The sequence below is a fragment of the Capnocytophaga granulosa ATCC 51502 genome (assembly GCF_000411115.1).
Classification (GTDB): Bacteria; Bacteroidota; Bacteroidia; order Flavobacteriales; family Flavobacteriaceae; genus Capnocytophaga; species Capnocytophaga granulosa.
This window is the reverse complement of the sequence record NZ_KE150243.1, coordinates 19,887-29,949: the sequence shown is the minus strand read 5'-3', so window position 1 is coordinate 29,949 and position 10,063 is coordinate 19,887. Positions and strand designations below refer to the sequence as shown.

12 protein-coding genes are annotated in these 10,063 nt (G+C 36.8%); all 12 read left to right on the top strand.

Features of this window, described 5'->3' with window-relative positions:
• Nucleotides 1-1,087 (top strand): hypothetical protein (locus HMPREF9331_RS13080; protein ID WP_016421291.1); only part of this gene is annotated, 1,087 nt, incomplete at its 5' end.
• An 11-nt stretch (nt 1,088-1,098) separates the two neighbouring features.
• Nucleotides 1,099-1,689 (top strand): SH3 domain-containing protein, encoded by a 591-nt coding sequence (locus tag HMPREF9331_RS04565; RefSeq protein WP_016421290.1) that lies wholly within the window; start codon nt 1,099-1,101, stop codon nt 1,687-1,689.
• Entirely contained in the window at nt 1,686-2,825 is a 1,140-nt protein-coding gene (locus HMPREF9331_RS04560) for a hypothetical protein (protein WP_016421289.1), read from the top strand. Before HMPREF9331_RS04565 ends, HMPREF9331_RS04560 begins: the two co-directional genes overlap by 4 nt.
• 29 nt (nt 2,826-2,854) lie before the next feature.
• A complete protein-coding gene (gene tssO / locus HMPREF9331_RS04555) occupies nt 2,855-3,373 on the top strand; it encodes a type VI secretion system TssO (RefSeq protein ID WP_016421288.1) in 519 nt (172 codons plus the stop codon).
• Between the two features lie 8 nt (nt 3,374-3,381).
• Nucleotides 3,382-3,915: a hypothetical protein gene (locus tag HMPREF9331_RS04550; protein ID WP_016421287.1), complete on the top strand. Its 534-nt coding sequence runs from the start codon at nt 3,382-3,384 to the stop codon at nt 3,913-3,915.
• Between the two features lie 17 nt (nt 3,916-3,932).
• The gene (locus HMPREF9331_RS04545) at nt 3,933-4,622 is read left to right on the top strand and encodes a hypothetical protein (protein WP_234945896.1); all 690 of its coding nucleotides are present in this window, start codon (nt 3,933-3,935) and stop codon (nt 4,620-4,622) included.
• The gene (locus tag HMPREF9331_RS04540) at nt 4,619-5,053 is read left to right on the top strand and encodes a GPW/gp25 family protein (protein WP_016421285.1); all 435 of its coding nucleotides are present in this window, start codon (nt 4,619-4,621) and stop codon (nt 5,051-5,053) included. Before HMPREF9331_RS04545 ends, HMPREF9331_RS04540 begins: the two co-directional genes overlap by 4 nt.
• A gap of 14 nt (nt 5,054-5,067) precedes the next feature.
• Nucleotides 5,068-6,900 carry a type VI secretion system baseplate subunit TssF gene (locus HMPREF9331_RS04535; protein ID WP_016421284.1) on the top strand — a complete coding sequence of 611 codons (1,833 nt, stop codon included), beginning with the start codon at nt 5,068-5,070 and terminating at the stop codon, nt 6,898-6,900.
• 300 nt (nt 6,901-7,200) lie between these two features.
• Nucleotides 7,201-7,653, top strand: a complete 453-nt coding sequence (locus HMPREF9331_RS04530; protein WP_016421283.1) for a hypothetical protein — start codon at nt 7,201-7,203, stop codon at nt 7,651-7,653.
• A gap of 30 nt (nt 7,654-7,683) precedes the next feature.
• On the top strand, nt 7,684-9,045 hold the full coding sequence (locus HMPREF9331_RS04525) for a DUF5458 family protein (protein ID WP_016421282.1): 1,362 nt from the start codon (nt 7,684-7,686) through the stop codon (nt 9,043-9,045).
• 150 nt (nt 9,046-9,195) lie between these two features.
• Nucleotides 9,196-9,582, top strand: coding sequence for a type VI secretion system tube protein TssD (gene tssD, locus HMPREF9331_RS04520; protein ID WP_009412188.1), 387 nt, complete (start codon nt 9,196-9,198; stop codon nt 9,580-9,582).
• 43 nt (nt 9,583-9,625) lie between these two features.
• Nucleotides 9,626-10,012, top strand: a complete 387-nt coding sequence (gene tssD / locus HMPREF9331_RS04515) for a type VI secretion system tube protein TssD (RefSeq protein ID WP_009744733.1) — start codon at nt 9,626-9,628, stop codon at nt 10,010-10,012.
• The last annotated feature ends 51 nt before the right edge of the window (nt 10,013-10,063 follow it).

Here is a 10,063-nt window from a genome sequence, read left to right as displayed (position 1 = left end):
GTATGAGAGTGGAAATAGCCCTGTAAAAGTTGGTGTTGTTGAAGTTGAGGAAAAAGAAGAGGTTCTTGATCCTATAGATGAAAATGATAGATTTTTACCTAAACTACAGATAGAGAGTATCAATAAAATTGATAAAGAATCAAAAAAAATAGTTTATTGTATTATTAATGAGAATAGCACAGAAGTATTAGATAGAAAAAGTATGTCTATTCAGTTTTCTGTGACTCATTTAGGAAATTGTAAAGAAGGATTTATTTTTCCTATAATAAGTACAATACCCGATGTAGAAAAAAAGGATAACATCGAGAAAGAAGAACTTGTTGATAAAATTGTGATTGATGGCAAACCTAATACTGAAGGAATTATTATTTCAGGAGAAATAAACTTTAGAATAGATATATACCTAAAAGAGAAAAATATTGACAAAGATATTTATATAGATTTTTTCTCTTCAACAGACTCTATTATGAAAGATAATTATCAAAATCTTGATCATAGATTAAAAATAAAGATGGTTAATAAAAATAAAGAGGATGCTGTCGTTGTACTTACAGGAGAAATATCTTCTGAACAAAATAATGGTGATAATTGTTTTTTTATGTATAAAGTAAAAATTTATAATGGGATCTGTTATGACGACTATGAGGATTATACTAATAAAGGAGCTCTAAAAGAAACAGATACGGCTGAATTAACAAGAGATGCTTGGAAGTCAGACAAGAAACAAAAAAAGAAAAGATCAGAAGAACGCTACGGAAGTCTGAACGAAATTCCCCCAGGTGTTTATTTTTTATCCTATAATTCTAAAGGATATGGAACAAAAGGTTATAAATTAAAAATATCAGAAAGCCCCCAAAATGATGTTATTAATGGAGTAGATGGTATTAGAGATGGATTAAGAATTCATAGTTATTGTCCTAAAGATTCATTCGGATGCCTAACAACAGGAATAGATGAAAAATCTTCAGTAGATGATTTTAGAAAAAAAATACCAATATTAACTAAAAAGTCTGTTCATTTCATAATAAAAGAAAGAATGGCTGAAAAGGAAAATGGAGTCTATGTAGGAGTAAAATTAGCAGAATAATTGATAAAAAAATGGAAGATAAAGAATTAATAACTTTTTTGTATCATAATGCAGAAAAAATAGACATTGGAGATGATGAGTTTGACAATATCTTATCAGAATGGGATTTTCGGAATTTATATTTGTCAAAAATGATAAAAATAACATTTGGAGATAATGATACAACAGCTCGTAAATTAAAAATATTAGAAAAGATCAAAGATAGTTTTTATAAATATGCTCTAAATGAAGTGAAAAATGAATATAGAACATATAATAATATTTCAGGACCCTATTTCGTTTATCTTGTAGAAAAAAAAGACAAAGAGGTCAAGGGAATATTAGAAAAGATTATAGCAGATACTACTATGAGACATGACAATAGGGAAAGTTTAAAATCTTTCCTAAAAAAATATGATACTTACTATTATATTAATGGAAAGAAAAGAAATATAGAAATAAAAAAAGAAGCAAATTCATCTTCCTATACTATAAGTAAGATAAGAAACGGAGAAGAAGTAAGAGTAGTTGAAGACGAAGACGATTGGTTATTAATTATAACAACAGATGGAATAAAAGGATATATTCATAAAAATAATATAAAAATAGAAATTATACAATGAACAATCTACTCACCCATTATCCTGTAAATTGGATAGACGGAATGAAGCTAAGCAGCAGCCATTTTATTGCTGTGCAGGACTTTGTTAACGATAGCCTTAGAGATGCCATAGCCCTGCAAACCACAGACCTTAACTATGGCTTACAACCTGTGGCAGGCGATTCGGTAAAGATGCACGTGCTGATGGATCACTACAACCAGTTGCAACTAACCCTTGAAGAGTGCCACGCCGTTACTCCTAATGGAATACGTATACAAATCAGTGCCTCACAAGAAGGACAAACCTTAACGCTGAGCAAAGATATGACAGAGATAAAAGGTAATGCCTCCTTCTCTGTGTTTATCACCGCTGAATTGTTTAAACCAACCCCTTACGGAGAGGCAGCAGCACAAGAATACCCACCGCGTATTCCTTTTTTGCGCCCTACCTACTCCCTTTACCTCTATACAGATGAAGAATTAAAGAATAAGGATTTGGGTGATGGTTACCTTATGATAGGTAGGGTGATTATGGACAATGGACAAGTGCGTTTGGACGATACCTATATACCCCCTTGCAGCTGTGTGATAGCACATCCTTCCTTACAAAACCTCTACCATCGCATTCGTAGCTTTTATGCTAAGATGGAGAACTATGCCATACAAATCTCACAGAAAATCCATATCAAAAAGCAAAATAATGAGCTATCAGCAATGATAGACAAGATAGATGAGCGTATGTTGGTGTTTTTAGGGCAGGAAATCAATCGTTTTGAACTGCTGTCGCCTTATAACCCACCTTGTGAATTACTGCTTTCAGTAACAGCCTTTGCGCGTATTGTGAAGAACTTTACAGATGCTCATTCAGGAGCAGGCAAAGAGGAATTGCTGAACTATTTTTCTGAGTGGTGCAACCTTACCCAAGGTGCTTTTGAGCAGGTATTCAATACCCTTATCAATACCTACTACAACCACAACCATATCCGCAAGCATATCAAAGTAACAGAAGAGTTTATGAACCTAATGGAAGACTTGTACAACAACCTAAGCCGCTTGGATTATATCGGTAAAAAGCCCGATGGTGGTATATTTGTGGCTGAAACAACCAATGAAAATCAAGATATAGTAAGGCGTACCCGTAGCCTCTTGGTAGATTAATTTGTTAAACAATTAAAGTTATAAATACTATGGAAATAGTCAATAAAGAACAACGCACAAAAGCCTATTGGTTTTTCGTCCTCTTTTTTGTCCTCACAGTTACCATTGTGGTGGTAGCGATGTTTGCCAATGTGCACTTCCCTTTTGAGGAAAACAAATTGCTTAAGGAGAAGAATGCCAAGTTGGAAAAGGATATCGCCATACAAAACCATTTCGCTGCTGATTTAGAGAAGGTAAAAGTTGCGATGGACTCCATTGGGGTATCCAATCTTAAAGACGATTTTTTCAATGAGAAATTAGCTTTTTCTATTTTGACAGATATGTATAAGCCTTTCTTGAAGAGTGATACACTGACCAATAAGAATATGTACAACAACACCATTCTTATTTGTAAGCAGTATATTGATGCTAAAAAGCACATCAAAAAACTTACTGCTGATAGGGTTTTGTTGGATAGCCTAAACGACATCAATCAGATCCTACAAGAGGAATACGATAAGATGAAAGTAGACTTAGAGGTTTGTAAGCAACTATATCAAAATCAGTAAGTAAGCCAATGCCACAGAGAACGTATATCGCTATAGCTTTTGCACTTTTAAGTTGGCTTACCACAAAAGCACAGTCCTTACCTTTGCCACAACCCAAGGTAATTGAACAGTGCGATGTCAGTCAACCTAAAACCAAATTAAACGGCTTGCCGTATGTAAATGTGCCTCCTATGTACCTGAGAGTGGACAATGAGGAGTACACTTACGCCGCTTTGCAATTAGGAAAGAGGAAGAATAGTATCTTCCTATTTTTGAATATACTTGCCCCTTCCACTTGTCTGAAAAAGGAAAAGATTGTAGATGTCTATTTTGAGTCAGGAGAGATGATAAGCCTTAAGAATCAGTATCCACTCAATTGTGATGGTTATTTTGTAAGGCAACTAAGCCGCTCAGAGCTTAAAAAGATGCGTAATGATAAGATTACAAAGATTTTGGTGTATTCATTCCAAAGAGTATATGAGTTTTATCTGGGAGAAGGCGGGGATAAAGAACTCAAAGAACACCTAAAATGCCTTTATTACTATCGTTTAACCACTAATTAAGAGCAGTTATGTCCTTTATGGAGCTTGATTTAAATATCCGAATGAGTGAAAACCCGCTGGCATTAAACAAGAGCGATGCGGGTGAGGAGGTAGTGGTAGTACGTGAAGAAAGCAGATTTAAACAACATACGATTAACATTCTCATCTCAGATAAGGAAGAAGGCAATGTGCAGCTTAATATAAACGGCACTTTATTGGAAATACCCACCTACAAACTCACTATAACCGATGACAAAACAGAAGAGATAAGGGTATTTCAGGTAACAAGGGACATTCCTCACTTTACAGAAGAAAAGCAGCATAAAAGCCTACTTTCGTTTATAGGCATCAAGCGTTTTGATACGACTTCCTATTTATATGAGAATATCTGCTTTGAACCCGACAAAGAGGGTATCACCGAATACACACTGGACAAATACCGAAGGAAGACCGAAGACAGCATCTCTTATACTTTTACTCACAGAGGGCAAACTATACTTTTGTATGCTGGTAATATTGAAAACTTTCAAAAACCCCAAGATGTGGATTACTATTTTGTAATTGTAGATGCACACAATGGACAGAGTTTTATGGGTGACATACACTACCGCGAGCAACTACTCAAACTCACCCCCAAGGTACAATTGCAGCTTATCAAGCGCAAACAACTCACCAAAGAGATTGAATACACCCAAAAGGGACAGATAAAAAAGAAAATATATTTATGATAATGAAAGGCACTTACTACAAAACTCCCATAGATTTCAAGGCGTTAATAGAGAAACGTGACCTTGCCAAGACCACCTTAGCGACCTCCATTGACCAGCAACTCTTCCTACTGGCTACCACAGCTTGGGGAGAATGCAAATTTGATGAAGGCTTTGGCACGGGCTTTTGGGAAGCAGACTTTGATATGCTTAAAAGTGATGCCAACCTAAAACTCTTGGTAAAAGAGAGCTTAAAAGAAGCTATACAGCGATACGAAAAACGTCTATTCGTGCAAGAGGTTGAAGTAGAGGTAACCAATCAAAACCTGAGTACCTTAGAAAAGACCCGTACAAAGAAGAAAGTAATGATCTACGTCAAAGGTTTTATAAAAGAGACAAACAACCCTTATGAGTATAGAACACACTTGTTTATAGCACCTTTGTCTTACTAACAAATACAAAAAAGATGGATCAAGATAGAATAAGAGACCGCATATTAAGACGTGCCTCACGTATGTGGGGCTATAATGAGAGCGAAACAGAGAACTCCTTTGACCCCTTGGTGGGTTTACTGATTTCTGCTTGTGCCTCAGAACTTGAAAAACTCAGCTTTGAACAAGAGAACTCACGGGCAAGAATTATCGACCGCATTTTAGAGGTGATGTTCCCCGAAGAAGTTGCTGGGGCACTCCCTGCGCATACAATCTTACAAGTACACCCTTCCCAAAACAACAAGCCTATCTCATTATATAACAGCTTTGCAACCAAGAAAAGAGTTCAAGATATCTATAACCCCCAAGAGAATAAAGAAATAGACATTACTTTTTCCCCAACTATACCCTTAAAACTCACTACAGCCAAAGTAAAATATATCGCTTATGGCAATGAACTAATAGAACAAGAGAGCTTTTTCTTTGATGAGAAAATAGCCAAAGGGGTAAAACCACTCCCAGCAGGTGAGCTATGGATTGGGATAGAAAACACCAATAATGAACCTTTGGAAGACCTTCAGTTTTTTATCAATGTAAATAACAATGAACATAAAGAACTCTTCTATCACTATTTAAAATTAGCTACTGTAAGTGCTCAAAACAAAAAGTTTACACTGTGCAATGGATACAATGTAGAAGATAAGCATCTTGATTTACAGCATATTATTACCAAGAATAACAACTCATTAGCTTCTATATACAATGAGGTCAATCAAGTCTACCAGCCTAATTTCTATACGCTTAAAGGTGTATTGGAGCCTATTAGTCCAACTAATAACAAAGAAGCAGAAACTCAGTTATATAGTCATTTTCCTAATATAGAAGAGCAGGTCAAAGAAAATATTTTGTGGATTAAATTTGAGTTCTCCACAGTAGTACACACAGAGGTTTTTCGCAGTGTGCGCTTTATGCTCAGTTGCGTGCCTGTCATCAATATAGGGTACAAAAAATTACCTCAAATACTCAAGGGAAGTCTTAATATATTTCCATTACCCACAGAGCATCACTTTTTGGACATTGATTATATCATTGATGGCAACCAGAATAGAATTGACTTAAAAAAACACCAAAGCAAAGAGCAGGACACCGTTGCAGTGGTCAGACGAGGAGGAGTTGCCCGACTTGACAACAGAGAGGCAACCGAGCTATTGCAATACCTTTTAGAGGTTATAAAAAATGAAGCTGCAGCCTTTGCTGCTGTTGGAGGCGATTACACTAAGGATGTGCTAAAAGAGATTTTTCAGCATATAGCCTCTTTGGAGCAGAGAAAAGATAAACAAGGTATCGTAAAGGATAACAATACATATCTTATCATTTCCACTACTAAGAGCGAAGAGCAAAATAACTGTGAGGTAGCTTTCTGGCATACCTCAGGAGCGGAAGGCAATGGACTAAGAGCAGGAACAAAATGTAGCCCACCTACTCAAACTTCTTATTTTACAGCACCTGCTACTATCCTAAAAACCTCAGTAGGCGGTAGAAATAGACTCACTTCTGAGGAAAAACTCTTAGAGCTAAGAAGTGCCTTGCTCTCACGCGGTAGGATAGTAACCATCGCGGATATAGAAGCTTTTGGGATGAGCCATTTTAAGAGTGCTATAACCACCATTGAGGTAACAAAAGGCACTAAGAAAGAGGTCTCTACTACCCAAGGTTTTAGTCGTACCATAGATATCTACCTTACAAAGAACAATACAACTCAAAATATAAGCCCAGAAGAATGGGAGTACCTCAAAGAGAGTTTTATGCTAAAGCTAAAAAACGCCTCTGCTAATATGTACCCCTATCGACTTTTTGAGAGGAGGTAAGAACTCCCCCCTCACCCAATAGCTTATATGCACACTATATAAACACTATGTATGTAAATTCCGTATATAAGATGTATATAGGTTTGCGAGTTATCTACTTTTGATGGTGGAATATCACAAAAAAACTCACAAATCTGTTAAAGTTTTGTTAAACTTGATAAAAGCTCTTGTGTGTTAAATAATATTGTGTAGTTTTGCACCGAGATACATCTATAGATTTATCCATTCTTGGATTTGAATGGGAAAGTAGGTGCGAAGAAGCGTAATAAAGAAACAATATTAACTTAATACATAAATACTATGGCAGTTAGCAGTAAAGGTATAGGCGGAAATGAAGTCCCCTTAGATGCCAATGAGGCAATTGCAGACATTCCTCAGAATAGAACCCTGATAGCACAAAAGCTAACAGCAGATGACCCCATCAAGCCAGAGCTGGTAGAAGGGCTTACTACTGTTGAAAAAGTGTTTGAACATTTTAAGCCACACGTAAATATAGATTTTGAGGATGCCCAAGGGGCAATGAAGAAAGAAACGCTTTCTTTTGCTAATCTGGGAGATTTCGGAGTAAAAGGCATTACAGCGCAAAGTAGCTTTCTTACAGGTTTAGAGACAGAAAAAGACCAATTGCAGAAAATTGTCAAGCAACTCAAGAGCAATAAAGTGCTCAAGGCAGCTTTAGAAGACCCTGAAGCCAAGGCGGCGCTGCTCAGTACCTTGCAGGGACTAATTGGTGAATTAGAAGAAAAGAAATAGTTTAGTGATTAATTTAATATATTAGAAACAATGGCAGATAATGCAGCTAAACAAACACAAGGTGCTCCCTTAGCGCAACAAGGGAAACCTGTTTCAATAGAAAAATCCATTGAGGCTTTAGCACGCTATGGCGGATTTGACCTTTTAGAGAGTTCTATTGAGAATATCCAAAATGTAAATCCTGAGCGCAAAGCGCGTAGAAATATCTTTTTATCAGAGGCTAACAAAGCCAAAGAGCGCGAGACCTTGAAAAAAACTTTAGAGTTATGGCTCAATGTACTTAGCGATAATGAAACAATCACTGATATGGTTGCCTCTTGTGAGGATCAGAAAAAAGCCTCTGAGGAATTACTCACAAAGAACTTGGCTTATGCAGTAGACGCTACCAAAGAATTAGAAGCTAACTATCGTACAGTAGCCCTATTCTATAAAAACACCGAAGAAGATAAGGTTAAGAATGTAACGATTGTCAATGCTACTCTTGACCAGTTAAAAGATTTAGACAACACCCGTTTTATTGATGCTGTCCACGCAGAACTTACTGATAATTACGATAGATTAGACCTTAAAAACAACTACTCTATCTTGGTTATACCAGGTTACTTAGGTTCTAATGCAGTACTTGAGAAATGGGCTAAAATAGCACATAGCAATAAGGTAATGCTCGTTACCGACTTCCAACACTTGGATGAGCCAGATGATGTAATGGAAATGTTTGATGAGGCAAACCACACAGGAGGAGATGTATACCGCTCTAATGTACTGATGACTTGTAATTGGCTTGTAGGTCGTGGGCGTTTTGAAGAAATAGAAGAAGCAGATGATTTATTTGTACCCCCTTCAGCAGCTTTGGCTGGTAAGATTTACAAGACATTGATGTCTCAGGTAACAGCGGGTAAGAAATTTGGGGGTATCAATGAAGTAGAAGGGGTGAAGTTTGACCTTAAGAAGAGTGAGATCGCGAACTTAGAGAGTTTGGGACTTATCCCGATGGTCAATGAATACGGCAAGGTAATGGCATTTTCAGCCAAAACCTTATTCAATGGGGATAATATAGGTTTACAGACCTACTCAGTGGTACGTGTGTTTGACTATGTAACCAAAGTACTGATGGACTTTTTGAACAGACGTGCTTTTGAGAACTATTCCTCAGTAACCCGCAAAGAGATTATGGGACAGATAGTGCGCTTTTTAGATAGCATCACAGGTCCTTATAAGCTGATTGAAAAGTTTGAAATCAAGCGATTTGAACAAGATGCTATTCAAAAAGACAAAATCCATTTGGATATTCATATGACCCCCTACTTCCCAGCAAAGAACTTCCTCATTAAGATGGATGGACAAAAGGGTGATGACGGCAACGAATGGGATGTAGAATACGCACAGAATTAAAAAATAGATAATATACATAATTATTGTAATTAAGATGATAAATTAAGAAAAGCCAATTGAAAATTAATAGAGAGTAAGGAGAGAAAGAAGGCAAAATATATTTTCCATAGTTGGTAGTATTGAGTATTTAAATTTTAAAATATATTTAACATGGCATTTAAAGCAAAATTAGTAGTTGCGGGTAAAGAGCGCAACATTCTTTCCGTAGACTACGGAATGTTACAGGAAACCGATGCGTCAGGCAGACCATCAAGTATCTCAAGAGGAGGAAAGATCCACATCACTGTGGAAAGTACAGGGGATACCGACCTCTTTGAGTGGATGACCAATTCTTTTGAAAGAAAGGATGGGAGTATCGTCTTCTTAAAACGAGACAGTGAGGCAACTTTAAAAGAGTTGAAGTTTAAAGAGGCTTATATTGTTAAGTACCAAGAAGATTTTGATGCTACAGGAAATCAACCTCTTAAAGAAACCTTTACGCTTTCAGCTAAAGAGATTGAGCTTGGCACAGGCAAACACGTCAACGAGTGGGTGTAGCATTAGGTAATTTATTTTATTAACTCTTTAATTTTCTAAAATTATGGCTTTTAAGGCAAAATTAAAAGTAGCAGGCAAGGAGTTTAACATCCTTAAAGTGAGCTACGCGTTGTTCCAAGAGACAGACGCAACAGGAAGACCGTCAAGTGTTGCCCGAGGAGGTAAGATTGACATAGAGATTGAAGGCACTGAGTCGCCTGAGTTTTTTGAGTGGATGGTTAATTCGTTTGAGAGAAAAGACGGCAGTATCGTCTTCTTAAAACGAGATAGCGAGGCAACGCTTAAAGAACTCAAATTTACTGAGGGGTATTTGGTAAAGCACAGAGAGAACTTTGAGGCTTCAGGACAAAAACCTCTGACGGAATCCTTCACAATCTCTGCTCGTAAGATAGAGATGGGTACAGGTGCGTTTGAGAACGAATGGGTTTAGAAGTATAGAGAGCAGGTGTGAGCAGTTCATACCTGCTCTTTCTACAAGTAT

Coding starts and splice junctions, on each gene's coding strand:
- HMPREF9331_RS04565 (WP_016421290.1), top strand. CDS start 1,099: ATGGAAGATAAAGAATTAATAACTTTTTTGTATCATAATGCAGAAAAA.
- HMPREF9331_RS04560 (WP_016421289.1), top strand. CDS start 1,686: ATGAACAATCTACTCACCCATTATCCTGTAAATTGGATAGACGGAATG.
- tssO (WP_016421288.1), top strand. CDS start 2,855: ATGGAAATAGTCAATAAAGAACAACGCACAAAAGCCTATTGGTTTTTC.
- HMPREF9331_RS04550 (WP_016421287.1), top strand. CDS start 3,382: ATGCCACAGAGAACGTATATCGCTATAGCTTTTGCACTTTTAAGTTGG.
- HMPREF9331_RS04545 (WP_234945896.1), top strand. CDS start 3,933: ATGGAGCTTGATTTAAATATCCGAATGAGTGAAAACCCGCTGGCATTA.
- HMPREF9331_RS04540 (WP_016421285.1), top strand. CDS start 4,619: ATGATAATGAAAGGCACTTACTACAAAACTCCCATAGATTTCAAGGCG.
- HMPREF9331_RS04535 (WP_016421284.1), top strand. CDS start 5,068: ATGGATCAAGATAGAATAAGAGACCGCATATTAAGACGTGCCTCACGT.
- HMPREF9331_RS04530 (WP_016421283.1), top strand. CDS start 7,201: ATGGCAGTTAGCAGTAAAGGTATAGGCGGAAATGAAGTCCCCTTAGAT.
- HMPREF9331_RS04525 (WP_016421282.1), top strand. CDS start 7,684: ATGGCAGATAATGCAGCTAAACAAACACAAGGTGCTCCCTTAGCGCAA.
- tssD (WP_009412188.1), top strand. CDS start 9,196: ATGGCATTTAAAGCAAAATTAGTAGTTGCGGGTAAAGAGCGCAACATT.
- tssD (WP_009744733.1), top strand. CDS start 9,626: ATGGCTTTTAAGGCAAAATTAAAAGTAGCAGGCAAGGAGTTTAACATC.